Annotated in this window: 19 protein-coding genes and 3 pseudogenes; 3 read left to right on the top strand and 19 right to left on the bottom strand. The window is 61.0% G+C overall.

Annotation, left to right across the window (positions count from 1 at the left end):
- Both BLV20_RS28195 and BLV20_RS28185 read left to right on the top strand, forming a co-directional pair.
- Positions 1 to 518: pseudogene (locus BLV20_RS28195) on the top strand (IS5/IS1182 family transposase); the annotation flags it as partial.
- A gap of 579 nt (positions 519 to 1097) precedes the next feature.
- A pseudogene (locus BLV20_RS28185) lies at positions 1098 to 1699 on the top strand (transposase); the annotation flags it as partial.
- Between the two features lie 322 nt (positions 1700 to 2021).
- On the opposite strand, the pseudogene BLV20_RS28180 reads toward BLV20_RS28185, so the two are convergent.
- The 12 genes and pseudogenes from BLV20_RS28180 to BLV20_RS28125 all read right to left on the bottom strand — a co-directional run.
- Positions 2022 to 2456, bottom strand: a pseudogene (locus tag BLV20_RS28180) (MBL fold metallo-hydrolase); the annotation flags it as partial.
- Positions 2457 to 2550: 94 nt separating this feature from the next.
- Positions 2551 to 2982, bottom strand: coding sequence for a hypothetical protein (locus BLV20_RS28175; RefSeq protein WP_092305648.1), 432 nt, complete (start codon positions 2980 to 2982; stop codon positions 2551 to 2553).
- A gap of 101 nt (positions 2983 to 3083) precedes the next feature.
- Entirely contained in the window at positions 3084 to 4721 is a 1638-nt protein-coding gene (locus BLV20_RS28170) for a phytoene desaturase family protein (protein ID WP_092305647.1), read from the bottom strand.
- Positions 4722 to 4743: 22 nt separating this feature from the next.
- Positions 4744 to 5115: a ferredoxin FdxA gene (gene fdxA, locus BLV20_RS28165; protein ID WP_092305646.1), complete on the bottom strand. Its 372-nt coding sequence runs from the start codon at positions 5113 to 5115 to the stop codon at positions 4744 to 4746.
- A gap of 42 nt (positions 5116 to 5157) precedes the next feature.
- Complete coding sequence (locus BLV20_RS28160; RefSeq protein WP_092305645.1) at positions 5158 to 6663, bottom strand: phytoene desaturase family protein; 1506 nt, start codon at positions 6661 to 6663, stop codon at positions 5158 to 5160.
- 38 nt (positions 6664 to 6701) lie between these two features.
- The gene (locus tag BLV20_RS28155; RefSeq protein WP_092305644.1) at positions 6702 to 7457 is read right to left on the bottom strand and encodes an SDR family NAD(P)-dependent oxidoreductase; all 756 of its coding nucleotides are present in this window, start codon (positions 7455 to 7457) and stop codon (positions 6702 to 6704) included.
- 36 nt (positions 7458 to 7493) lie between these two features.
- Positions 7494 to 8333 carry an alpha/beta hydrolase gene (locus BLV20_RS28150; protein ID WP_092305643.1) on the bottom strand — a complete coding sequence of 280 codons (840 nt, stop codon included), beginning with the start codon at positions 8331 to 8333 and terminating at the stop codon, positions 7494 to 7496.
- On the bottom strand, positions 8330 to 9853 hold the full coding sequence (locus BLV20_RS28145; protein WP_092305642.1) for a phytoene desaturase family protein: 1524 nt from the start codon (positions 9851 to 9853) through the stop codon (positions 8330 to 8332). The genes BLV20_RS28150 and BLV20_RS28145 overlap by 4 nt, the downstream gene beginning before the upstream one ends.
- Positions 9850 to 10749, bottom strand: coding sequence for a diiron oxygenase (locus BLV20_RS28140; protein WP_092305641.1), 900 nt, complete (start codon positions 10747 to 10749; stop codon positions 9850 to 9852). Before BLV20_RS28140 ends, BLV20_RS28145 begins: the two co-directional genes overlap by 4 nt.
- 35 nt (positions 10750 to 10784) lie before the next feature.
- The gene (locus BLV20_RS28135; protein ID WP_092305640.1) at positions 10785 to 11051 is read right to left on the bottom strand and encodes an acyl carrier protein; all 267 of its coding nucleotides are present in this window, start codon (positions 11049 to 11051) and stop codon (positions 10785 to 10787) included.
- Entirely contained in the window at positions 11048 to 11854 is an 807-nt protein-coding gene (locus tag BLV20_RS28130) for a MaoC family dehydratase (RefSeq protein WP_092305639.1), read from the bottom strand. Before BLV20_RS28130 ends, BLV20_RS28135 begins: the two co-directional genes overlap by 4 nt.
- Before the next feature lie 2 nt (positions 11855 to 11856).
- A complete protein-coding gene (locus BLV20_RS28125; RefSeq protein ID WP_092305638.1) occupies positions 11857 to 13125 on the bottom strand; it encodes a beta-ketoacyl-[acyl-carrier-protein] synthase family protein in 1269 nt (422 codons plus the stop codon).
- 446 nt (positions 13126 to 13571) lie between these two features.
- Here BLV20_RS28125 and BLV20_RS28120 point away from each other — a divergent pair, with 446 nt between their 5' ends.
- Positions 13572 to 14252: an acyl-homoserine-lactone synthase gene (locus BLV20_RS28120; RefSeq protein ID WP_092305637.1), complete on the top strand. Its 681-nt coding sequence runs from the start codon at positions 13572 to 13574 to the stop codon at positions 14250 to 14252.
- Here the strand turns inward: BLV20_RS28120 and BLV20_RS28115 are convergent, their stop codons facing one another.
- From BLV20_RS28115 to BLV20_RS28085, 7 genes are all read right to left on the bottom strand, one after another.
- On the bottom strand, positions 14253 to 14981 hold the full coding sequence (locus BLV20_RS28115) for a helix-turn-helix transcriptional regulator (RefSeq protein WP_092305636.1): 729 nt from the start codon (positions 14979 to 14981) through the stop codon (positions 14253 to 14255).
- 382 nt (positions 14982 to 15363) lie between these two features.
- On the bottom strand, positions 15364 to 15867 hold the full coding sequence (locus BLV20_RS28110; protein WP_092305635.1) for a methylated-DNA--[protein]-cysteine S-methyltransferase: 504 nt from the start codon (positions 15865 to 15867) through the stop codon (positions 15364 to 15366).
- A gap of 240 nt (positions 15868 to 16107) precedes the next feature.
- On the bottom strand, positions 16108 to 18840 hold the full coding sequence (locus tag BLV20_RS28105) for a winged helix-turn-helix domain-containing protein (RefSeq protein ID WP_092305634.1): 2733 nt from the start codon (positions 18838 to 18840) through the stop codon (positions 16108 to 16110).
- A gap of 328 nt (positions 18841 to 19168) precedes the next feature.
- Positions 19169 to 20533, bottom strand: coding sequence for a DUF1329 domain-containing protein (locus BLV20_RS28100; RefSeq protein WP_092305633.1), 1365 nt, complete (start codon positions 20531 to 20533; stop codon positions 19169 to 19171).
- Between the two features lie 28 nt (positions 20534 to 20561).
- Positions 20562 to 22451 (bottom strand): DUF1302 domain-containing protein, encoded by a 1890-nt coding sequence (locus BLV20_RS28095; protein ID WP_092305632.1) that lies wholly within the window; start codon positions 22449 to 22451, stop codon positions 20562 to 20564.
- 336 nt (positions 22452 to 22787) lie between these two features.
- Positions 22788 to 24470: a fatty acid--CoA ligase gene (locus tag BLV20_RS28090; protein ID WP_092305631.1), complete on the bottom strand. Its 1683-nt coding sequence runs from the start codon at positions 24468 to 24470 to the stop codon at positions 22788 to 22790.
- A gap of 249 nt (positions 24471 to 24719) precedes the next feature.
- Positions 24720 to 25820: a hypothetical protein gene (locus BLV20_RS28085; protein WP_092305630.1), complete on the bottom strand. Its 1101-nt coding sequence runs from the start codon at positions 25818 to 25820 to the stop codon at positions 24720 to 24722.
- Positions 25821 to 25941 lie beyond the last annotated feature (121 nt).

Here is a 25941-nt window from a genome sequence, read left to right as displayed (position 1 = left end):
TTGACCAGATGCTCAAGCGACTTCACATCAAGCTCAACGAGCAAGGGTTAATTGATCTGGAGACCTGGATGATTGACTCCACCGCAGTACGAGCAACCCTGGCCTCTTCTGGTACTGGAAAAAAGAGGGCCTGAAGAACCGCAAGATTACGCGCTCGGGCGCAGCCGGGACGGCCTGACCACCAAGACCCACATGTTGTGCGATGCCAACGGCGTCCCGCTGAAGTTGGGTTACTGGCGGACAAACGCTATGACGCCGAAGCGTTGCGTCGCTACTGCGACCGGTACCGAATGCAGCCGGTGATTCCTCTGCGCAGCATGAAGCGTAAACCTAAGCCGGGGTTACCGAGACTGTTTGATCGTCCCAAGTACCGACAGCGCAATATCATCGTGTGTATGTTTGGCTGGCTGAAGGAGAACCGCCGCATCGTTACGCGCTTCGACAAACTCGCAGAAAGTTATGCGGCGATGGTCTTGCTGGCTTGTGCTATGTGGTGTTTACGACATTACTTTTCGTAAAGAGCCTAGAAGAGTTGAAATTTTCCTGATCACGATCAGTCGTTGTCTATGAGTGCCCAATGGTTCTGTTCCCTTCAGAGTTGCCCAGTTGCGCTAATCCACCGACTCGATGACGACGGTACATCAGCCATCATCTGGAGGTTGTAACCAGAAAGACTCCCTCACATTGCAAGTTACCACTACAAAAGTGGCCAGCATCACTTGGGTTGGCAGAGCGAGTAAATTCAAGCCACCCTGGGAAATCTATTTCCTACTGCGACAGCCCCTCCCGGTTTGAGAGGGTGTCCTCGGTTTCGCGCGAGGACTCCCATGAACCTACCACGCCCCACTCGTACAACACTGGCCCTCAGTTTATGCCTCCTCGCCCTGGCGGGGACGCTGGGCTATGAGCACTATCAGCTATCAAAGTTGACCAGCGGCCTTGCTGCAACAGCCGACAAGGAATCTCTGGATGCCCTATTAACGCAACTGACTCAGGTCGACGAGCGATTGGACACCGCCTGGATGCTGTTCAGACTGAATCGCCCCGGGTTTCGTAGACACCTCTTTGCCTTAAACTGAGGCCAATTAGGAGGTGCAATGAGCAACCCGCGTTACCCCGAAGAATTCAAAATCCAAGCGGTCAATCAAGTGACCGAAAAGAAGCTGCCTGTCGCTGATGTGGCAGCACGTCTTGGTGTGTCGACGCATAGCCTCTATGCCTGGATAAAGCGCTACAGCAAACCTCAGGAGGAGCGGCAGCAGGAGATGATCAGCACGCCGAACTGCGTCGCCTGCGAGCGGAACTCAAGCGGGTCACTGAAGAGCGAGACATCTTAAAAAAGGCCGCCGCGTACTTTGCCAAGGAGTGCGGTTGAAGTACGCCTTTATCAAACAGCGCGCGGGCGACTATTCGATTCGACGGCTTTGCCTGACGCTGAAGGTCCATCCCAGTGGTTATTACGCCTGGTTGTCTGAGCCGCAATCTGAACGTGCTAAAGACGACCAGCGATTATTGGGGTTTGATCAAGCATTAGTGGCTGGAGAGTGGCGGGGTTATGGCTATCGCAAAATCCATGACGATCTGCGCAAGGTCGGTGAGAGTTGTGCTCGGCATCGCGTGGCGAGACTAATGCGTCTTGAAAGTCTGCGCGCTCAGACAGGGTATTGGCGACCGTCCTGGGAAGTACGGAGGTAAGCCAGTCGATCAAAAAACAGCCAATTATACTTAGCGAGATAATTCTACATAATCTCCATGCCCCTAAGCCGGACTAGTCGATCAACAATAAGAAACGCCATGTCGGCAACTTCATTACAATTTCTCTTACCTATTTTACAAGCTTGCGATCCAATCCCGTTCTCCTCATGGCCGCGATTTCGAGGGGAGTCGAGAGCCATCCCTCCACCAACGAGCAGGTCGTGACGCTAAATGATCTAGATGCTTCTTTGCTCTCTCTCCTTACTCCCCCCTACTAGCGCTCACGTTGCTCAATTCAGCCTAAAATCGGCTTGACTACATTATGCAAACCAGAAGCTCATGGAACCTGGGGTATGCCCCGGCGTATGCAGGGCCACGCCGCAGCCGCAGGCCAGCTCTTCGTCGTCCGCCAACCAGCGATCCGGCGCCGGCACCGGCGTGTAAGGCACGCCGAACATGCTGCACTGCATTTCCAGGTTGTCCCAGAGGAACTGGTCTTCCTTATGCAAATGCAAGGTCGCGCCGGTCTTTTCCTTCATCTGCCCGGACGCCAGGAAATGATCCAGGTGGGCGTGGGTATGAATGATGCTCACCACCTTCAGCCCCAACGCGTCGAGCCGCGCCATGATCAGGTCGGGGTTGCCGCCCGGGTCGACGACGATGGCCTTTTTTGTAACAGGGTCGCCGATGATCGTGCAGTTGCACTGCAACGGGCCGACAGGGAAGGTTTCGCGGATTAGGGCGGGTTTTGCAATGTCCATGGAGGTCCTAAAGGGCTGAGGCCAAGCTGATGGTGCCAAGGGTGACCGCAATCGGCCCTGACTTTCAACTCCGCAGCCCTCTTGCGACATGCACCTAGGCCAGGGAGTCCCAGACTTGCACCAGGCCGAACAGATGCACCAGCCCATAAGCCAGACAGATCGTCGAGCTGACGAAAATGAAGCGACGACTGCGCCCGGTACCAGCCAGGGCAACCGGCCCCAACAGGCCGCGCAGCAGATAGACCAGGGTGATCGCGCACAGCGCCGGGCGCAGCAACGGCAAGGGCGCGATCACGCCGGCGGCGGACAACGCATACGCCGCCCATGCGGCAAGCACCAGGGCAATCCCGGCCGTGACCACTGCGGGAAACCAGCGACCGGCCTGGGCCGCCCGCACAAAACGTTCGCCAGCGCCAAACAGGCGATACCAGGACGGCCCGACCATAATCACCCCGACATGCAGCAGCGCCGCCAGCAGGCTGAGCCCGGCACCGATGACCAGCGCCATGTTGTATCCGTTTGCCATTCCATCGCTCCTTGATGCGAATCCAGCTCGGTGAATCCCATGATTCACGCGCTGCAGCATAGACGTCATGGCGCACCGGCGGGTGCGCCATGACGTCGCCATCAACTGGCCGCCGCTTCGGCGCGCGTACCGATGTCCATCACTTGGTAGCGCACGTGACGCCCGCTGACTGCCGCGGCCGCTTCCACGCCACCGGTCATGGCGCCAAAGATGCCGTGCCCGGTACGGGTGGAAGCGCCGCACAGGTACAGGTTGCGGATTTCCGTCTTGGCTCCCGGCCGGTTGTGCAGGAAATACTCCGGCGTAAAGGCCAGGCCGTAGGACGTCCCGCCTTCGGAGCCGATAAAGCGCGTCACCGAAAAGGGGGTCGAGACTTCCTGATAGACGATGTGTTCCGACATGCCCGGAATCACCCGTTCGGCCAAGGCAATCAGTTGGCGCGCGTACCACTCTTTTTTCGCCAGGTAGGCCGGGTTGTTCCGATAGCTGCCATCCGTCAGCTCGGCCTGGGTCACGCCCCAGCTTTGCGGGCTGGAAGGCACCGCCGACATCAATTGCAGGTTGTAGATGCCCGGCGGCGCGATGGCCGGGTTATCCGGGTCTTTCATGGTGGCGTTACCGATGAACAGATGGGGCTCCTCGGGAAACGCTCCGGCGAACACCTCGCGGTAGGCCTTCTCGTAATCGCAGCCTGGGTAGATGCGGTAGTTGGTGTTCTTCAGGCCCATGGCCTTAAGGTCCATGTCGATACCCAGATAGACCACGCCCATGGCCGGCGACATCTCGAACTGCTCGGCACGGCGCACGGTCTTTGGCTTGAGGTGTTCACGGCCGATCAGGCCGAGCAAGGCCTGCTTGATATCGGCGTTGCAGATCACCGCGTCGGCCTTGACCACCCGTTTGCCCAGGTGTTTGTTGCTGAACTCGACCCCCACCGCACGCCCGTTCTCGATCAGGATACGTTCGACCTTGGACCGCAGGAGGATCTTGCCGCCCTTGCGCTCGACCACCTCGCCCAGCTTGTCGGAGAACATCTGGCCACCGCCCGAGGGGTAGTAGGAACCCTGCAGGAAGTGATTGACCACCGCCGCGTGGCCGGCCATGGTCGCGCGGCTCGGCGGCTGGTGATAAACCCCCAGCTGCCCGGTGAGGATGGCCCGCAGGCGCTGGTCCTGGGTACAGGTGTCGAGGAACTGCGCCACCGTCGACTTGGCGTGGCGCATCAGCATCCACGAGCGCGGCAGTACCCACAGCGCCGTCAGCGGGCGCGAGTGGATGCCCATGAAGTCCCAGACCTGCTGCAGCATCTTGAAATAGCGGTTGATCCCCGCCCGCTCCTTGGGAAATGCCTCCAGCAGTTTTTCGCGAAAGCGCTCATAACCACGGGGAACCGCGAACTGGAAGTCGGGAAAACACAGGGTCTCGAAACCTTCCGGATCCTGCTCGATAAACCTGATTTCACCGTCGTCGATGCCGGCCCCCCGCAGGATCCGCGGAATCAGGCCGTCCTTGCCGCAGTCGCCGATGTAGTGCAGGCCGACATCGAACTCATAGTCCTTGCCCTTGCGGTGGAACACCGTGGCGCAGCCGCCCATTTCGTAATGCATATCCAGCACCAGCACCTGCTTGCCGCGGTTGGCCAGGGTTGCGGCTGCCGTCAGGCCGCCGATGCCGGCGCCCACCACAATCACGTCGAAAGTGTCGCTCTCGAGGGTCTTGAATCGATCAAAGCTTTGCATGGGTTACGGTTCCAGTCGCGCATCAAGCATGGGCTAGGTGGTGGTCACGAGCCGGATCGACCGCCTCGGCCTCATGTATCAGGTGAGGCAGCTTGTTCGGCTTGTGGCTCCACTGTTCATGGTTCGCCAGGGGCGGAATCCGTTGCAGGATCACCGGCCAGTGCTGGGCCAGTTCAGCGTTGAGCTCGAGGAAATGACGGTTGCTGTCATCGAGCTGGTTCTCCGGCTGAATCGCCCCCTCCGGACATTCGGGCAGGCACAGGCCGCAGTCCACGCACTCCTGGGGGTTGATGGCGATAAAGTTCGGCCCCAGGTGGAAGGCATCCGCGGGGCAGATATCGACGCAGTTGGTGTGGCGGCACTGGATGCAGTTGTCGGTCACTACGTAGGTCATGGTGAGTCTCGTAAATGTCTGGTTGGACTGGGAAGTCGCCGCTCAGAAATAGCGGTCGACCAACAAGCGCGCCGACAGCATCGTTCCGATGAAGCCTGCGCCCGGGAATGTCCAGGCCCCGACCTGGTACAGCCCCTTGACCGGATATTTCTGCGGGAAACGGTTGAACAGGCCGGACTGTCGGGTGTTCTGCTCGAAGCCGTAGATGGCGCCCGCCGGGTTATGGGTGAACTTGCTCATGGTGCGCGGCGACCCCGCCTCGCAGACCTCGATATGCCGACGCAGACCGGGAATGACCCGTTCGGCGTTGGCGATCAGCAGCTCGGTGAGTTCGATCTTCTTGCGCCGGTAGTCGAGCTTGTCCAGCGAGTGCCACTCGCCGGCGCCTGTCAGGGTGAACAGGCCCAGGCTGGACTTTCCCGCCGGGACCATCGAGGGATCGACGTTGGAGAAGTAGTTGATCGACCAACTGGTGTTGTCGCCATGCAGCTCTCCAGCCTGGATATGCTCGAACTGTTCGCGCTGGGTTTTCGGCGGGGCGAAGAAGTGGATGTACTCCTCGGGGCCCACGCCCAGCTCGCTCAGCGGACAATCGAGCCCCAGGTAGACCTGGAACCCCGACACTGACAGCTTGAGTTCGCGCAGGCGCGAGCGGTACTTGGCGGCGAAGTGCTGCTCGCCCGCCAGGGCCAGCACCGCGTGGGGCGAGATATTGGCCACGACATTGCGCGCCTTGACCCTTCCCGACTTGCGCGTCACCACGCCGCCGACCCGGCCGCGCTCGATCACGATCTGGTTGACCGCCGACTCCAGCTCGACCCGGCCGCCATGCTGCTCGATGACCTCGACCAAGGCGTTGGACAGGGCCTGCGAGCCGCCCTTGATCGAATAGCCACCGTTCTCCAGGTAGTCGATGAAGGGATAGGAGAAGTACCCGAACGCCAGATCCTTGGCCGGCAGGCCGTAGTAGCTCCATTGCGCCGACAGCACTTCCTTGAGCCGCTCGTTGGAAGTGAAGCGCGAGAAATAGTGATCCACCGTTTCATGCCCATATTTGAGCACCCGGGGGTAGATCATGGGCGTGGCCACCAGCCTCATCCAGAACGGCTTGCGCGAATACAGGAAACCGCACAGGTCCTTGTAGTTGCGCTGCGACTCGGCGAACAGCCGGTTGATGTTAGCGACCTCCTGGGGAAAGAAGCGGAACAGCTCGCGCTTGTACCCTTCCAGGTCGCGATGCCCGACCGTAAGGTCGATGTCTTGCGAGCGGTAGCGATACAGGGTCGGGTGATGGAGAAACTCAACCTTGTCCGCCACGCCGCAGGCCTGGATGACATTGAACGACTCGGCGCCACGGACCACTCCGTCGAACGAATGCAGCGAGACATCGAAATTGAAATCCTTGCGGCGGAAATTGCTCGCATAGCCGCCGGCTACGTTGTGCTTTTCCACCACCAGAACTTTCTGGCCTCGCTGCGCCATAAGGCTGGCACCCGCCAACGCGCCAAGGCCCGCGCCGACGAAAACGGTATCGTATTCTTGACTCATGACTTCTCCTGGCTCTGCGGCCAGATCGGAACTGCCAATCAGGCCGTCAGACCACCATCGATCACGAAGGTCTGGCCAGTGATGTAGTCGGCCTGGGGCGACAGCAGGAAGCTGGCCAGGGCCGCCACTTCCCGAACTTCGCCGAAGCGCTTGAGGGGAATGGTGTCGGTGATCGACTTGCGTATCGGGTCGGCGATCTGCTCGACCATCTCCGTGGCAATGAAGCCTGGGGCGATGGCATTGACCGTGATCTTGAAGCGCGCCATTTCCAGGGCCATGGTCTTGGTGATGCCGATCATCGCCGCCTTGGTTGCCGAATACCCCATCTGCCCCTTGTTGCCCTTGAGCCCGCTGACCGAGGACATGTGCAGGATCTTGCCGCGGCGCTCGGCAGCCATCGCCGGGGCCAGGCATTTACTGAAATACACCGCCGAGTCGAGGTTGGTCGCGACCACATCGCGGTAACGCTCGATGTCGAACTTGAACAACAGCTGGTCGCCGGTCACGCCCATGTTGTTGATCAAACCGTAAGGTTCGCCGTGGGTCTCCACCAGGTGTGCGCACACCGCCTGGACCGAGTCGTGGTCCCTTCCGTCACAGGCATGCCCGCTGGCCTGGCCGCCATTGGCAGCGACTTCCTGCTCCAGTTGCAAGGCCGCCTCGGCCGAGGACTGATAGGTGAACGCGACCCGATACCCTTCCCGGGCCAGGGCCAGGACCAGGGCGCGGCCAATGCCGCGACTGCCGCCGCTGACCAGCACCCATTTGCCGTTTGAAGACTGCTGCACTTCCATGATCTACATCCTTTGGCCTGATGATCCCTGCCGTCGTTACGCCGGCACGGCGGTTTTTCGAGCTTCCGCACGGGCGAAGAAATCGAAGATCTCCTCGAAGTAGCGGTCCGGGTGTTTCTTGTGGTTTTCCAGGTGGCGACAGCCGTCGAAGCCGACCACGTGCAGCGCCTCGCACTCCAGCCTGAGCCCGGTCACGCTGGCATCCGGAATGAAGTGGTCGTTGCGCCCGTAGAAGTAGGCGATCGGTAGATGGCGCACGCCGCGCAGCGAGTGGTCGATGGCACAGGTCCCCGTGGGTACCGCCAGGCGGCTGCCGCTGATCCAGCGCATGGCCAGCCGCAAGGGCCCGCGGGTGAAGTAGCTGCGCACCGAAATCGGCACGCTGTCCAGCACGGCCGAGGTAAAGGGCGTGGCATCCCGCGCCAGCGCGTGGGACAGGTGATAGCCGCCGAACGAACACCCCACCAGGTGGATCGGCAGGCCGGGGTTGTCCCGCGACACTCGCCGGGCAATCGCCAGCACATCGTCGGCAAACGCATGGCCGCCGATGGTGCTGCGGCCGAAGCCTTTGAAGTTGAAGGCGACCACGTGATAGCCCTGGTCGAGAAACGCCTGGTCCAGGCTGTTCTCGAAAAAGTAATGCATGCCGTACTTGAGGAACGGATGACACAACAGCACCACGCCCCGCGGATGCATGGCGCTGGTGCGCAGCGAAGCCCCCTCGAGCCGGCTGCCGTCGCGCGCAATCTCCACAAAGCCTGCCGCATGGGGGGGCACCTCACGCGTCCAGCCCTGCACCCGGCGGAACATTACCCGGATGAACAGCTTGGAAATGGCGATCCCCAGCCAACCGGTCGATTGCTCGTTCTTGTTCATGCTCGCTTCCATTGTCTGGCCTTCATCTCGGCATAGCCGAAGGCAGCTTCGTAACTGGGGCCAGCCACCCATGCGCTGAGGAACTGCACGCCCTGCACCGGGAAGCCATGATGGAATACATGGCCCTTGAGATCGGTGCCCACCATTGCCCCGTAACCCGAACCGTCGGTGTTGTTGGTGAAACGCACATAGGTGTGGGGCGTGGCGACCTCGGTATGCAGCACATGCCCGCGCAGCCCCGGCACCTGGCGCAACAAGCGCTCCACCAGGGTGTCGCAGGCCCGTTGCTTCTTGGCCCGGTACTGCGCGGTGCGGCGCTGCGGCCAGTGGGCGATCGAGTCGAGCACGTTGATGCACACCACCTGGCCGGCAGCCGGGTCCAGGGCGTGATAGTTGGTGACCTCGATCGGCGACATCTCCCAGAAGGCCCGCTCGCTGAGCGCCGCCTCAAAACCGCTGTGGGCGGCGGCCATGCGCAGCTCGGCGCCTGCCGCCGGGTCATCGGCGAACAGCATCGACTCGCTGTGTTGCAAGCCCAGTTGCTCCGGTGGCAAGTCGGTCACCAGGTACACCGTGGTGGTCGAACGTGCCGGCTTCAGCGCGGTGAGCTTCTCCCGGGTAGCCGCCAGTTCCACATCCGCGGCAAACAGCTGCTGCACCGCGTAATGCGGTGAAGCGTTGATGTACACCCGTGAAGAATGGAATTCCCCGCGGTTGGTGCTGATGCCCGTGGCGTTGCCCTGGCCGTCGGTGAGCACCCCATCGACACGGGTGCTGAGCAGGATCTGCCCGCCCGCCTGTTCGATCTGCTGCGCCAGCAGGTTGGACAGGTGCTGCGAGGAGCCGGCGACGTAGGCGTTGCCGCGGTTGAGCGTGGCGTACACCACATGCAGGTAATAGAGGTAGCCCAGGTCTTCCGAGTACCCGCCGACATAGATGCCCGGCGCCGCCAGGATCTCGATCAGGTACGGGTCGTCGAACAGTTCGTGCAGCGCCTGGCGCACGGTCTTGTGCTTCAGGTTGCGGTGGGCGAAGCGCAACTGGGCCATGTCCGGCTCGAAGGTGCCGTCCAGCATCTGGAACTGGTAATAGCCGTTGCGCCCGTAGGTCCGGACGTGCTCGAAGAAGGTCGCGATGCCCTCGGCCTGATGGGGAAAGCGCTCGACCAGCTGCTGCTCTGCGCCGTCCGCATCGTTGGCCAGCGGCAGTGCCGTGCCCTGCCGGTAGGCGCAGAAGTAATCCTGGGGATAGACCAGGTCCAGCGTCTCTTCCAGCCCCAGGTCGCGCAGGATGCGGATGAGATTGCCGCCCTCGGCCATGCCGCTGAGCTTGTGCAGGCTGCAGTCGAACACCGCACCCTGCTTTGGCCGGCTGAACGTGGAGGCATAGCCGCCGACGACAATATGCTTGTCGACCATCAGCAGGCGCACCCCGGGATCACGTTTGACCAGCATTGCCGCACAGGCCAGGCTGGTGATCCCGGCACCGACGAAGATCGCGTCCCAGGATGGCTGGTTCATTGCCGCAACCCCAGCTTGTCGACCCAGGCGTAGATCTCGGCAAAGCGTGCGTCGTTGAGCCGGGCGTTATGAGCCGAGCGCCAGACCTCCTCGATCTTCGCCTTGTCGTCCACCGCGATCGGGAACTCGAACGAAGTGTGCAGGGCGATTTCCGGGTTGTAGGTGAACATGTCGATCAGCGCCGGAATGATCCGGCGACTCATGGCCTTCACCTGGGCGATGGATTCGGGGCTCGCCGTTTCGAAGAACGACTCGCTGATCCAGCGACCGAAAGCGATGTGCCGGGCCTCGTCATGGTGATGCTCGCGGAACATGGTCCGGGTCATAGGCTCGACGTCCGGCCCCTGGGACGTGTGCATCGCGCCCATTTCCGCCACCCACTCGATCAGCAGCGTGAACAGCACGCCCACCGCGGGCTCCATTTTCGGCAGCGTTTGGGTCAGCAACTCATAGAGGCCCACCGGCGGGTTCCACAGCTGCAGGCCGGCCTTGCCCATGAACCGCTTGAAGGTCAGGGTGTGAACGATCTCCTCCTTGGAGAAGATCATCAGGTACTCCTGCAGGTCCTGGGAGATGCGGTCGTGGAACTGGGTGACATAGCCCATGTACAACGGCGGAATGGTCTGTTCCAGCCAGATGAACATGGAGATGTCACGGCCGGTTTCCAGCCAGGCCAGTTCCAGCTTCTGCGCCTCGCTCAGGCCTTCGCAGAAGCGCGTGCCGTTGATCCACAGGTGATCGGGGTCTTTCGGGTACAGGCTGCGATCGACCTCCTGGTCCCAGGGCAGCACGGTCGCGTGGTCCATGGTCTTGTGGTGCGAGACCTCGTTCAGCTTGCGGACCTTGGATTCTCTTGCGGCTGAAATGGTGAGCACACTATTGGTCAGCGTGGACATTCCCTTGCTCCTATCCGTAACGGTGGACCTGCCAGTCAGGCAGGGACAGCGGCCGATTCCTTGAGCTCGACCACGAACTCGCACAGCTGGCGCAGCGTGGCGATCTTGCGGCTGACGAACGAATCGGGGTCCAGGGCCACGCCGATCTTCTTCTGCACCACGACCTGCATCTCGACGAAGTCCAGGCTGTCGAACTCCATCGCCTCGATGTTGCTATCGAGGGTCACATCGCTTTCATCGACATCCTTGAGTTCCAGGATGAGGTCGCGAACAACGGCAAATACTTTCTCTACGGTGGTCATTGCATAACTCCTTGGGAGGTTGGAAGGGCCTTTATCATCAGGCCGAGGGTGATGGTCATTACATGGCGGTCGCTGACATGCACCCCCAGGTCGAGGGTGCCCACGGCCTTGCCGGGGCTCTCGATCAGGTGGATGTTGTCGATCTCGCAGCGAATATCGGTCTGCAGCTCGCCCAGCGAGCGCAACGATGTGCAGAAGGTGATCTGGTGGCTGGTCTGCACCACCAGGTGGTCGGACAGATCCTCGAGCCGGTTCGGCCGCTGCCGTTGATGGAACTGCGCGGACAGGCAATCGAAGATCACGCCCAAATGGTTACGGATGAAGTGGGAAAAGATCAGCGCATCGAGCGCAACCCAATCGTCGAGCTCGCGGCCCAGGTCATCGCGAAAGCGTGCGAGCCAGGCCGCGACCTCCTCGTGCGCCAGCAAAAAACCCGGGGTCGTGGATGACCACACCGGAGCCTCGACAATGCGCACATGGCCGATCACGTGTTCGCTGTCGCCATTGCCCGAATGCAACTTGAAACCCGTGCTGTCGCTGCGTTCGCGGGTCGACAGGGCCACCGTGCTGTCGCGCAGCACGGGCGTCTTGAGCAGCGCCTTGAACTGCATCCAGTCCTCGGGCAGCACCGGGCTGACCCGCCCCATGCGGTGCTTGACCGGCAGCAGCGCGAGCATGCCATGCACCACGATGTCGGCGGCGTCCATGCGGCGCGCCGCTTCGCGGTCGAAGTGGATCGGGTTGCGATCGCCGGAGAGACCGGCCCAGGCCTCGATCTGCTCGGCTCCAAATTGCAGCTGCATGATCAGACCACCTTGCGCAGCATGATGCCGGCGTTGGCGCCACCGAAGCCGAAGCTCAGGTTCAGCACGTTATTGAGGGTCTGCCCATGCAGGTGTTCGTTGGGCACGTAGTTGAGGTCGCACTCGGGGTCGGCCTCATCCATATGGATGGTCGCCGGAATCGTGCCCCGGGCCATGGCCTTGAGGCAGAACACCGCCTCCATGGAACCGGCGGCGCCGATCAAGTGCCCGGTGTAGGACTTGGTGCTGGACATCGGGATGCCATATGCCGCATCGCCCAGGGCCAGTTTGATCGAGCGGGTTTCGTTGACATCGTTGAGCGGTGTCGAGGTGCCATGCAGGTTGACGTAGTCGATCTGCGAGGCCTCTACGCCTGCCTGCCGGCACACGTCATTGATCACCCGCACCCGGGCCTGCATGTCTTCGGCCGGGGCCGTCATGTCGTAGGCGTCCGAATAGTTGGCGTAGCCGGTAATTTCGCCAAGGATCTTCGCGCCCCGTGCCCGGGCCAGTTCATAGTCTTCCAGGCACAACACCGCCGCGCCCTCGGAGAGCACGAAGCCGCTGCGCCCCTTGCTGAACGGGCAGCAGGCCAGGCGCGGGTTCTCCTGCTCCTTGCTCAAGGCCTGGATCACATCCACCGACCAGACGTTGAACTGCTCTTTCAGGGACTCGCTGCCACCGGCGATCATCACCTTGGCGCGGCCGCTGCGAATCGCCTCGTAGGCCTCGCCAATGGCGATGGTGCCCGTGGCGCAGGCAGCCACCGGGCTGTTCTGGATACCGCGCATGTTCCAGTTCATGGTGATGCCGGCGGTCGCGGCATTGCACATCGACATGACGGTAGCGAACGACGTGGAAATGCCCTGCTCGCGGTATTCGTTGTTATTGCTGTTGGCGGTATCGAGCCCGCCCCAGCCGGTGCCCAGGATCACGCCGCGATCGAAGGGCGAGACGACCTCATCCAGGGGTGTGTCGCCAAACGCCATGCGGATCGCCTCGTGGGTAGCCACCAGGCTGTACTTGGCGAACAACGGCAACATCTTGGAGATTTTCTTGGAGAACGGACGCATCGCTTCACGACCGAAGTCGTCGATAAAGCCAAAGTAACGCGCATGGATGCTCGGATCGTCGAAGCTGTGCTGACGGTAACCGACCTGGTAATCCATCATTGCGTCCCAGATGGCGTCGACATTCTCGCCAAGCGAGCAGATGGCGCCATAACCGGTTACAACCACCCGGCGCGGTTCTGAAGAGGTGGACTTTTCCATGATCTTCCCTGTTTCGATGTCTTGGCTGGAGATGCCACGCAGCGTGAAGAAGCCTGATCCAGACACTCAGACTGTCATTGGCATATTCGACGATTAAGGCAAGTGGGGTACTCGCAAGTACAAGCCATGAACCCGTTAGTTGGAACAAACGTCCAACATTAAAAGCTCATCTTCGCGGTGTCATTGAAGGCTTAACCACTGCCCGGCATAAGTTGTCGCAATTGCCCAGGCAGGACAACTGTATCTAGGTACAGATGGCGAAGTGCGAGATGAAAATCAGTTCATACAACCTGTACCTGCACCTAAGTACAGGTTGTCATCGGACAGACATTGTTAAACTAACAAGCGCCGCACAATTGATTTTTCTTGACGCAAGTTGACTCTCCGCAAACTGCGCGAGCCCAATCCTTAGTACTGACCATAGCCCATGGAAGAACTTTAACACTATGGAATCTATCGAGTTTCACGCGCTCGACTATAGCCCGACGCCCCACGCCTGGGTCGCCGATTTGTATGGCCTGCGCAAAGAAGTATTCGCCGATCGTTTGAATTGGAAGGTCAATGTAAGAGATGACATCGAGTTCGATGAATACGACAACGAGCGCACCACCTACCTGGTCGGCACCTGGAAAAATGTGCCCTTGGCCGGTTTGCGCCTGATCAACACCCTGGATCCCTACATGGTCGAAGGGCCATTTCGCGGTTTTTTCAGCTGCGAGCCGCCCAAGCAAGCACTGATGGCCGAGTCCAGCCGCTTCTTCGTCGACAAGACGCGCTCGCGCCAACTCGGCCTGGCCCACCTGCCGCTGACCGAAATGTTGCTGTTGTGCATGCACAACCATGCCGCCCACAGCGGCCTGGAATCGATCATCACGGTTGTCAGCAATGCCATGGGACGGATCGTCCGCAATGCCGGCTGGCACTACGAAATACTCGATGTGGGCGAAGCCGCGCCGGGGGAAAAGGTGCTGCTGCTGGACATGCCGGTCAGTGACGCCAATCGCCAGCGCCTGCTGTCGAACATCGCCCGCAAGTGCCCCTTGTCATCCACCCGCCTCGACACCTGGCCGCAGCGCCTGAACCCACTCGAAACAGCGCTCTGCGAACCCCAGCGAATCAGCGCCTAGTCAGAGGATGCCCTGGCGCTGCGCCTCGTAAACGGCCTGCTTGGCATTGCAGACCTGCAATTTTCCGGAAATGTTCGACATGTGAAACTTAACGGTCCGCTCGGAAATCGCGCAGATCACCGCGATTTCCCGGTAGGCCTTGCCCATCATCACCCATTTGAGCACCCCCAGTTCCCTGGCCGAAAGCGGCCCCGTCTGAGGCTCGGGGAACAGTTCATCCATCGCCCGCAGGCTCAACAGCCGACCGTGAAAGCGGATCAGCGCCATCTGCAGATGCCCTTGCTGATCGGCCATGCGGCGCTCGAATTCGGCCTGCGGCCCGCTATTGCAAAGACTCAGCGAACTGAACATGCCACCGGCGTCATGCAGGGTAAACGTGGCGCCGGTGCAGATGCGGTATTGGCTGGAACGGCGGAACAGCTCTCGACTCCTTTCACAGGGAGCAGCCTGGAGGGCGTCGCTCCAGGAAAAGGGCGCACAACTTTTAAGACCGTGATGAATGATCGGGTCGATCAAATGATAATTGGCATTCTTATAGGCTTTCAGCCAACGCGCCGGATAGTTGGAAACAATAAGAGGAGCCACTTCGCGGTTTCGAGGAGCGGCAAAGTAGGCATAACTTGCCCCCTGCAGATCACCTAACAATTTTTCAAGTTCTAATTTTAAACAGACATTTGATTTGCTTTCGTCGGCCGGAATAAAGTCAGAGTATTTTAGTCGACTATCCATGTCATGAACTCATTATATTTCAGGATTACTTCACCTTCAGGGATAGGCGAAGACGATGCAAGATTTTTATTATGCCTAAGCACGTGGATACATAGCTGCCGACCCACCAAGTTGGTAAGTCACGATACGCTGGCGCGCTATATTCTGTTATGGCTTGATAGAAATCAAGTCGGCAGGTTATACGGCTTTAGTTGAACTCAAGGTGAATTATAGCGAGGGCTTTGTGATGTTTTCTTGACGAATACAAAACTCTTATTACCCATCCGGTTAGTAATCAGGGATATACCGGCAGCCGCTCTAAACCTTTGTTTAAAAAAGATGCTCCTGTCGGCAGGCCGCTTGCCTGCCGACGAGATCCTGGACGGTACGACGCCTTGATGGGCTAGAAATCCAGCTGCAATGTCTGCTCGCGCTCCTCCAACGCCAGCAAAAACTGCTTGGCCTGCAAGCCGCCGGCAAAACCGGTGAGGCTGCCCGAGGCGCCGATCACCCGGTGGCAAGGGGCGATGATCGAGATCGGGTTCCTGCCGTTGGCCGCGCCTACCGCGCGCACGGCCTTGGGGCTGCCTACCTGTGCGGCGATCTGGCTGTAGCTGCGGGTTTCGCCAAAAGGAATGGTCAGCAGCGCCTGCCAGACCTTGCGCTGGAATTCGGTGCCGACGAAGTCCAGTTCCAGTTCGAAGCGATCGCGGCTGCCGGCAAAGTATTGGTTGAGCTGGCGCTCGGTTTCCAGCAAGACCGGATGATCGTCGGCAGGCTGCAACGGGCCGAGACGCACGCGGTTTTCGCGCTCGCTCTCCCACAGAATCGCGGCGAGCTTCGTGCCTCTGGCCACCAGGGTCAATTGACCAACGGGCGAGTTCATCACTTTGAATACGCAGGACATGCCAAGCCTCCTTTATCTTCCAGGCAGATCAGGCCCTGGCCGGGCCTTCATCTCAGTACGCCTGCACTGTAAATCGATATTCAAACGCAAGAACTGCGTTTCTTGTCATGAAATTCCATTCCCTCCAGCCGCTGGCGCAGCCTGCGTTCGAGCGCGCAGCGGCCGCCTTCGCACGATCAGGCTGTATTTGAAGGCAGACGTGCACAGGTTTTACGAACGCCGGCTGCGCGGCTATAGGACTTAGCTCAGCAGGCCCAGCTCCTGGGCCCGGGCCACGGCCTGGGTGCGCCGTTCCACCCCCAGCTTGCTGTTGATATGGCTGGCATGGGTCTTCACGGTGTGCAGCGAGATGAACAACTGATCGCTGATTTCCTGGTTGGAACAGCCTTGGGCGATCAGTTGCAACACCGCCAGTTCGCGGGAGCTGAGGGCTTCGCCGTGATGTTCCGGTGGCTCGCGCAGCACTGCGGCCGGCAGGCGTTCGAGCAGGGTCTGGCGCAACGGCGTCGCCGGCCCCTGTTGAAGTTGCTCGCGGACCCAGCCCGGATGCGCCCGCAGCGCCCATTCGAAGGGTTGCAATGCCCCGCCCACGGCAGCTTCCAGCGCCTGGGCAAAGGCCTGCCGGGCCTCGGGATCGCGCCCCTGGGCCAGCAGCAACGCGACCTTCTGGTTCAACGCCATCACATTGAGCATCTGTCGCCCGGTCTGGCGGCCATGCTCCACCAGCTTGTCCAGGCGCTGTTCAGCCAGGGCCGGCTTGCCCTGGATATTGTCGAGCAGGGCTTGCTGCAACTCGATATGCAGCGGCAGCTGTGGATGAAATTCCGGCGCCGCCGCGGCCTGCTCGCCGGTGTAGGTCTGCCCCAGGCGGGCCAGCCAGGCTTGCGCCAGGTCGGTGCGGCCCTGGGCCAGCCAGAGTTCGCATTTGACCAGGGTGATCATCGCCAGGTAATAGATCGGCGGTACGTCCCAGATGTGCATCAAGCGTTCGGCCTCGGCCAGTTCGGCAAAGGCCTTGGCAAACTCACCGTCATGGCCTTCCAGGCTGGCGATCACGCAGTGGCCGATCAGCACGCTGATATCACGACAGGCCCTGGCCTCAATCAAGCCCGACCGCAGGCGCGCCAGCCCGGTTTCAGGCTGGCAGCGCAACGCCAGCAGATACCCTTCATACAGCGTCAATCGTGCCCGCACCGCGTACAGGCGTTGCGCAGGCAGGCCATACAAGCGCTGCAAACCCTGGCGCACCTCGTCCAGTGCCCGCAGAATCTCGCCACGGGCTTGCAGCACCCGGGCTCGGTCGTAATGGGCCAGGGCCTCGAACAAGGGGTTGCCCACCCGCTGCGCCAATTCCAGGGATTCGCGGTTCAGCCCCCGGGCACGCCACAGGTCGCCATCGGCGATCGCCAGGTTGGACAAGGTCGACAGGCACACCAGCCGTTGCCCGTAACGTTTCTGCGGCAAGGTTTCCAGGGCTTCGGTGCAATAGCGCAAAGTCAGCTCGCGATTGCCGCGACCGCGGGCGACGATCCCGCTCAAGGCCAGCCATTGCGCCAGCATGGATTTCTGCGCGGTGGCCGAGGGGGCCGGCAGAAAGCGGCTCAAATGGCTGGCCAGCTCCTCGGCGGCATCCAGCTGGCACGCCAGCCCCAGCGCCCAGCTGTACAGCACGATCAGGCGCGGCGTGCTGATCAACAGGCTGTCGGGCAGGTCCATTTTCCAGCGCAGCAACATGCCAACGTTCTGCTCGGCCAGCAGTTGCTCCTCGGACAGGTTCTGTACCAGGTTCGCCGCCACATCCAGGTGCCCGGCGCGCAACGCCTGCTCCACCGCTTCGTCCAGCAACCCCTGGGCGTTGAACCAGCGGCAGGCGCGCAGGTGCAGGCTGGCCGGCGGCAATACCGCGTTGGCGGTGGGCCGGGTACGCAGCAGGTCGGAGAACAGATGGTGGTAACGGTACCAGCGCCCCTGCTCGTCCAGCGGCACCAGGAACACCTGGTGGGCCAGCAGGTAGCGCAAAATTTCCGCACTGTCGTGGGACTCGCGCAGCGCATCGCACAGTTCGCTGCAAAAACGCTCCTGCGGGGCCGTGTCGTAGAGAAACGATTGCACTTCGCCAGGCAGGCAATCGATGACTTCCTCCAGCAGGTAATCGCGAATCAAGCCTTCGCCGCCATTGAGCGCCTGCGGCAAGGCTGCGCCAGAGCCCGCCTCCGAGACGGCCAACAACCAGAAACGCAGGCCCGCGACCCAGCCTTCGCTGCGCAGGATCAGGTTTTCCAGCGCCTCGCCGCGCAGCGAGCTGCTGTGCCGGTCGAGCAGGGCCAGGGACTCGTCATAGGTCAGGCGCAGATCCTGTTCGTGCAGTTCCAGCAGCTGCCGCGACAGGCGCAGGCGCGCCAGGTGCCAGTCCGGGCGCTGGCGACTGGTGACCAGCACCAACAGGCCATCGGGCAAATGGTTGAGGAAAAACTGCAGGCAGCGGTCGAGTACCGGCCCCTGGGCGAGGTGGTAATCGTCCAGCACCAGCAACAAGGGCGAGGCACTGCTCAGGTGGATCGCCAACTCGTCGAGCAGGCCGTCCAGCCATTCTTCGAAGGCGAAGGGCTGGTGGCGTTGACGCATTTTCAGCAGCCCGAGGGAATGGCCGCCCAAGCGTGGAAAATACTGCTGCAGCCCCTCGAGCAGGCGTTCGAGAAAACGTCCCGGATCGCTATCCCGGCGGCTGAGCCCCAGCCACAGGCTGCGCCAGTGCGGCGGCAGGCTTTGGCAGAACTCCACCGCCAGCGAACTCTTACCAAAACCGGCCGGCGCACTGACCAACAGCAACCGGCCATCGAGGCCCGCACTCAAGCGCTCGCACAGACGTGGCCGCAATACGTAGCCGTCGGGCAAGGGAGGTCGGTAGAAGCGCCCTTCCAAAGCGGCAATGGCCGCACCGGAGGGCCCCTGGATACGGGACAGATCAGTCATGGCCAACTCTTATTGAAGTGCTGTTGTCGGCAATACAGATGTCGGCAGACTAGCGGTAAAAAGCCACCTGTTGAAGATTTTTGCTACAGACGGATAGAAAAAGAATACAACCGGGTTTTTCAGCGCTTCCCACATACCAGCAGGGGCGGGCTTGCTCGCGATAGAGCGGCGCGCGGTTTTACCGGGAAGTCGCGTTGCCTGGAATATTTCTCGTGAGCGAGCTCGCTCCCATAGGCGCCCCCCGGGTCTTGTAGAAAAACCCGGGCAATAAAAAACGCCCCGAACCAGTCGGGGCGTCGATCGAGGATGCGCCTCGATTTACCGCGGGTTAGCGAACGCCATCCTGGCGCAGGGCCGCTGGGGTGAAATCGCTGGTGCTGGCGGTGAAGCCGAAGTCATAGGCCGATTTCTCTTCGTTCTTCATGCCCAGGGCCAGGTAGCGACCGGACTGCAAGTCGTAGAGGGTTTCCAGGGCGTACCACGGTACTTGCTTGTCGTAGTAGTTCTCGGCATGCGCCTCGGCCACGCGCCACAGCTGGCCACGACCGTCGTAATGGTCGATCACCGCGGCCTGCCAGGTGTCTTCATCGATGTAGAAGTCACGCTTGGCGTAGATATGACGCTGGCCTTCCTTCAGGGTCGCAACCACGTGCCAGACACGGCGCAGCTCGTAGCGAGCCAGATCCTGGTTGATGTGGCCGGCCTTGATGATGTCGGCGTACTTCAGTTGCGGCGAATCGAGCTTGTAGCTGTTGGAGGCGATGTACATTTCCTTCTTGCCTTCCAGCTTCCAGTCGTAGCGATCCGGCGCGCCGTTGTACATGTCGAGGTTGTCGGAAGTACGCAGGCCGTCGGCCGCGGTGCCCGGACCGTCATACGACACTTGCGGGGCGCGACGCACACGGCGCTGGCCGGCGTTGTAGACCCACGCCGAACGCGGTTCCTTCACCTGGTCGAGGGTTTCGTGCACCAGCAGCACGCCACCGGCCAGACGCGCCGGCGCGGTCACTTTCTGCTTGAAGTAGAACAGGATGTTGCCCGGGTTCGCCGGATCGTAGTCCTTCATCTTGTCGCGGAACACGAACTGGTCCTGGAAGTACACCAGGCTGAACGAACCGTTGGCCTGTGGCGTCGCCTGGGTTACCAGGCGGGTCACGCTGCCGCCGCGATAGCGGGTGATGTGGTTCCAGATGACTTCCACGCCGCTTTTCGGAATCGGGAACGGAATGGCGGTCTTGAAGTTTTCCAGGCCGTTGCCACCGCTGACCAGATTGGTCTTGGTGGCGTTTTCCTTGATCGCGGCGAACACCGCATCCGGTACCGTGGCCCCGCGATGGGATGGGTAGACCGGCATTTTGTAGGTTTCCGGGTAACGCTTGAACATCGCGTATTGCCCCGGGGCCAGCTTGTCCTTGTACTGCTCGACGTTCTGCGCGGTGATGGTGAACTGCGGCTGCTCACTGGCGTAAGGGTTGGACAGGAAGCCCTTGGCGTCGACGGCGCCGGCGTTGGTCGGCAAGGCTTTCCAGGCAGGAATGGTGCCGGCGGAATTACCGGCCATTTCCGCGCCCATCGGCGTCAGGGAGGTACCCAGCTTGGCCGCTTCATCGGCCGAGACCGCGGCCATGACCCCGGTCGCCAGCAGCGACAGCCCGAGGACACCGACCTGCAACAGACTCTTGGTTACTTTCATATTCTTGTTCTTCCTGAAAATGCAGTGCTTAGAAGTTCACGCCGAAGCTGAGGGCCACGAAATCACGGTCATCCACGGTGGTGTACTTGCCATCGAAGAAGTTGGTGTACGCCAGGCTCGCGGTGTAGGTGTTCTGGTACTCGGCATCCACGCCCAGGCTGATGGCCTTGCGGCCTTCCTCGAAGTTGCCGCCAGGGCCGGGCGAGTAGCCGCTGACGTCATGGGACCAGGCCACGTTCGGCTTGAGGTTCACACCGGCGAACACGTCGTTGTATTCCCAGATGGCACGGCCGCGATAACCCCAGGAAGTGGAGGTGGTGAAGCCGTCGTCATTACAGTTGCGGCTGCGATTGTTGGTCGCCGTGCCCGGGCCTGCGCCGTTGATGGTGCTGGTGTTGAGGATCTGCGAGCAGGTGTCCAGGCTGCCGGTGGCAGGCAGTTCGCCCGGGCCATAGACCGGGTCGCGGCCGTAACGCACCTCGGACGTGCTTTCCAGGCCGCCCACATAGGTCAGGCCGACTTCACCGACCAGGGTCAGGCGGCTGGCGCCCATGACCTGGTCGAAGAAGTGGGTGAAGGTGGTCTGCAGCTGGGTGATCTCTTTACGGCGATAGCCGTGCAGGTCCTGGCCCGGCACGCCGTCAAGCAGCGAGGCGTTGGCCAGGGTACCGCCCAGCGGGCGCACACCGGCGAACAGGATATCGGTGGAGTTCAGCTGCACCGGGGCGTTTGGACGATAGCTGATCTCACCGCTCCACGCGGTACCGGTAGGCAAGGTGGTGGAGAAGCTCAGGCCGTAGAGGCGGATGTCCTCGGGGTACTCGACGAAGTATTCGGAACTGCCCGCCACCACCAGTGGGCCCAGGGCGCGGAACGCCGGAGGCAAGGCCGCGACACGGTCGAAGACCGACTGCGGGGCGCCGGTGGCGCTGAAGATCGGCGCACGGCTGTGGTAGTTCATGAAGTACGCGCCGAATTCGGTGTCGAGCGGCTCGTACATGTATTTGAAGGACACGCCCCACTGCCCGCTGTCCCGCGCATCGCGGTCCGGGCCGCGACGAACCAGCACGCCTTCCTCGTTGACGTCGACACCCGCGCCGGCCAATGGCCCCAGGGCAATGGCTGGAATGGTCGAGCGCTTGTTCAGTACCCGCAGGTTGTCGGTGCAACCGTCGGCGATGATGTCCGGCTGGGAGAAGAAGGTGCCGCAGTTGTCGACGACGGTCTGGTCCCATTCGATCTGGTAGAAGGCTTCGGCCGAGAGGTTATCGGTCAGGCTCTGGGAGACGTAGAACATGTTGACCGGGATCAGGCCTTCCTTGATCTCCGCGCCAGGACGGCGGAAAGCGGACACGTCGATCGGGTTGATCGAGTTGATGCCGCCGCCGATGAAGGTACTTTCACCCCAGCTCACCACCTGCTTGCCCAGACGCACGGAACCCGGCTGCTCGGCGATCGAATAGTTGTGGTAGACGAAGGCGTCGAGGATCTGCCCGCCGGACGACTTGGCGCCTTCCTTGCGGTTGCTGTCGCTGATGTCCTTGAACTCGCGGCTTTCGTCCTTGAGCTCGAAGTCGTACCAGTATTTACCGCGGACAAAGACCCCGGTGTCGCCGTATTTCAGCTCCAGGTCATGGATGCCCTTGAAAATCTTGGAAAAGGTTTCGCCGCTTTTGAAGTTAGCGTGGCCATCGTCGGAGGTCTGGGACAGGCCGCGACCGCCGTTGTTGACACCAATCAGATTCTTGTTGGGGCTCTGGGTAGACCAGCTCGCACCCAGCGATAGAGAGGAGTCGAACTGACCTTCGATTTCACCGATGTTGAAACTGACGCCGAAGGCAGGTCCGGCGAGCGTAGAGGCGAGACTGACGGCCATAGGCAGTTTCGCCCGGCGCCAGAACTGGTTTGCTGATGTCATCGACGCTACTCCATGTGCTTTATTGTTATGGCATGAGCACTTTTAAAAACGCTCTGAACAGACGGAGCCCAGTCAGCCCCGAAGTCGTTCAAAGTTGCATCGCCCCGCGTCTTGCGGTTGCCCCGTTCTTAAAAATCCTTGGGCGGACTATAGCCAGCAGGTGGTATGGCTTGATCCCTCTAAAGTGTGATTTGCAACCACCAACCACTCTGGAACGGTCCTTTCGCCAGTCCGGCAAATGCCGGCACGGCAAGGATGGCTGAAAATTCGGATTTGACAAGGCAAGCGCTTGCTTGGGGGGCTCTACCGTGCCCTTTCGGGCACGGCAGGAGGGATTTACAACGTCGAAAGGAACGGGCTGTTATTGGCCTGCCACTCAGTGATATCGAGGCGAATGCGCTTCTTGTCGAGCTTGCCGACGCTGGTCTTGGGAATTTCCGTAACAAGAGCGATCTGGCTGGGAATCGCCCACTTGCTCAAGTGACCCTGTTCGACAAATGGCTTGAGATGCTCCTTGAGCTCCTTGGCCTCGATGGCGTGCCCCTCGCGGATCACCAGCAAGGCAAACGGGCGCTCGCCCCACTGCGGATCGGGAACCCCCACCACTGCTACTTCGCGTACCGCCGGATGCCGGCTGATCAGGTCCTCCAGGGCCAGGGACGATACCCATTCGCCCCCGGTCTTGATCACATCTTTGATCCGGTCGCGAATATCGATCACGCCCATGCCGTCGAGGGTTGCCACATCGCCGGTGCGCAGCCAGCCGCCCTCCCACAGCTCCGCACCCTTCTGCGGCTCGTTGAAATAGCCTTCGGTCAGCCAGGGCGCGCGCAGCACCAGCTCACCCTGGGTTTCGCCGTCGGCCGGCAGGAAGTTGCCGTCGCCATCGATAATCGCCGCCTCCACCAGCGGCCCGGGCACACCGGCCTTGATCCGGTAAGTGGTGCGCTCGTCCTCGGTGCCCGCCAGCAACTCCTCGTTAAGGTGCGCGCAGGACACCAGCGGCCCGGTTTCCGACATGCCGTAGGCCGCTGTCAGCTGGATCCCCCGAGCCTTGGAGGCTTCGTACAGCGCCCGGTTGAGCGCGCTGCCGCCAATGACGATTTTCCAGCCACCGAAATCCGTGCCCTGGGCCGCCTTGGCGTTGAGCAGCATCTGCAGGATGGTCGGCACGCAATGGGAGAAGGTGACCTTTTCCTTGCGCCATAGCTCCACCAGAAATTCCGGATCGTAACGGCCGGGGTAGACCTGCTTGAGGCCGAGCATGGTCGCCACGTAAGGCAGGCCCCAGGCATGCACGTGGAACATCGGGGTAATGGGCATGTACACATCGCTGGTGCCCAGCAGGCGCACGCTGTCGATGCTGCCCATGATCACCGCCACGCCCATGGTGTGCAGCACCAGCTGGCGATGGGTGAAGTACACGCCCTTCGGATTACCGGTCGTGCCGGTGGTGTAGAAGGTGGTGGCCACCGAGTTTTCGTCGAAATCCTCGAAGGTGTACTGGGTGCTGGCAGCGGCCAGAAGCTGCTCGTACTCGCCCACCAGGTCCGGCAGGTCGGCGCTCTGGTCCGGGCCGTCGGTCAGCAGCAGGGTTTTCTCCACCGTGGTCAGTTGACCGGCGATTGCGTTGTAGAGCCCGACAAACTCGCTGTTGACCAGCACGAAGCGGTCCTCGGCGTGGTTCATGGTGTAGAGGATCTGGTCCGGCGACAGGCGCACGTTGATGGTGTGGATGACCGCGCCGATCATCGGGATCGCGAACATGCACTCCAGGTAGCGATGGCTGTCCCAGTCCATCACCGCCACGGTATCGCCGGCCTTGACCCCGGCAGCCGTCAACACGTTCGCCAGCCTGGCCACGCGCTCGATCAGGGTTGGGTAGCTGTAACGCAGTTTGTCCCGGTAAACGATTTCACGGGTCTTCTCGTAACGGGCGCCGGACATCAGCAGCCGCTTGATCAATAGCGGGTATTGGTAGGCGCCTTCGGCTGGCGGAATAACGCGAGTCTGCAACATAAGCATCCCTTTTCGTGACTGCACGGTCGTGGCTGAAGAACGCTCACTCTAGAGCGCCGCCGGCTCCACCAAATCAGCCAAAGGAATGATTTGCAGAGCCGTACGAATACTGGCTCCAAGCCAGCATTCGCGCGACCAGACATTCGCCATGGGAAGGCACATGCGTGAGCGTCAAGTCGTTTGCTCGACCACCCTGCGCGGGAATAGCTCGGCGCCCCCGAATCAGCTCAAGGCCCCATTACAGCCCTATCAGTTAGCCCCGGGTGTAGCCCCGTGCGGTTGCAAATGCTGTTGCAGGTAGCTGCGCAAGCGTTTTTCCACATCGCGGTTGCGCGGCCTGGGCAAGCCGGCAGGCCATTCGCCACGGGCCAGCGCGCGAATCGGCGCCTGCTGGCTCATTCCCCGTCGCTGGATCTGGCGCAGCCCCTGGTCCCACCAGACATGCCGGCAAGCCTCGACATAAGGCGAAATGGGCCCGCAGCTGCCATACAGCAGGTCGCGCCCGACTTTCTGCATGTCCTTGTTCTGGCGCTTCAAATAAAACTTGATCCGCGAGCGCTGAAACAGCGACGGCAAGGTTTTGCGTCGTGGCACCTCGCGCTGCATGCGCAGCAATTCCGGGCGGAAGGCTTCGCCGTGACGCTGGAAAAACAGCGCCTGCATGGCGTGGAAGAAGTCCTTGTCGGAGAAGTAGTGATAGATACAACTTTTGCTTTCGCCCACGGATTGGCCGCGCAAGGCAAATGACAGGGCGATCTGCTCCAGGGTGTGCAAATCCTTGATGTGAGCGCTCCACTCATCGATCAAGGCAATCGAAGCCTGCATCAACGGACCATCGCCGGCCGTCAAGCCACAGACCCCACTGTTGAACAGGCGCTGATCGTCAGGTACCGCCTGGCCGCTGGCCTGCAAGTAACGATCGAGCTTGACGAACTCGGGGCGGGTACGGACCTCGGACCAGAGGAATTCGTCTTCATCGATCAGGTACTGGCCGGGGGCGATGCGATCGAACAGCCGCTGCGGATCGGCCTCGAACAAGGTATCGGTATCGGCAAACAGGGTCTTGTCCGCCAGGGCCAGGCCCGCGGCAAAGGCGCAGGCCTTGCGCCGATGGTAGTAGCCCTGGTCACCCTGCCACTCGACCAGCGTCTGCGCACTCAACGGCACCACTTGCACCGGCCAGCCGCGGTAATCCTCGGGACGGTCGGTCATCACCCGGATCACCAGCGGCTCTGAACCCTTGCTCTGCTCAAGGGCGGTCAGAATGCTGAACTTCGCTTCATGGCGATAAACCTCTTTGCCGCCATAAACCAGATAGAGCAACTGCTGCGGTACTTTTTCTAGCGTCATCAAGCGTCCGGTCGCGCGCGCTCTCCGGACGGTCAAGGGGCTCGACCTGCCGGAGCGGCATAAAAGCGGACGATTGTACGATTAATCCCAATTAAGGATCAGATATATCCGACAAAGCTGA

It is taken from the genome of Pseudomonas sp. NFIX28, from assembly GCF_900107395.1.
GTDB lineage: Bacteria > Pseudomonadota > Gammaproteobacteria > Pseudomonadales > Pseudomonadaceae > Aquipseudomonas.
Note: the sequence above shows the minus strand (reverse complement) of the source record. Positions and strands in the feature narration are given on the sequence as shown.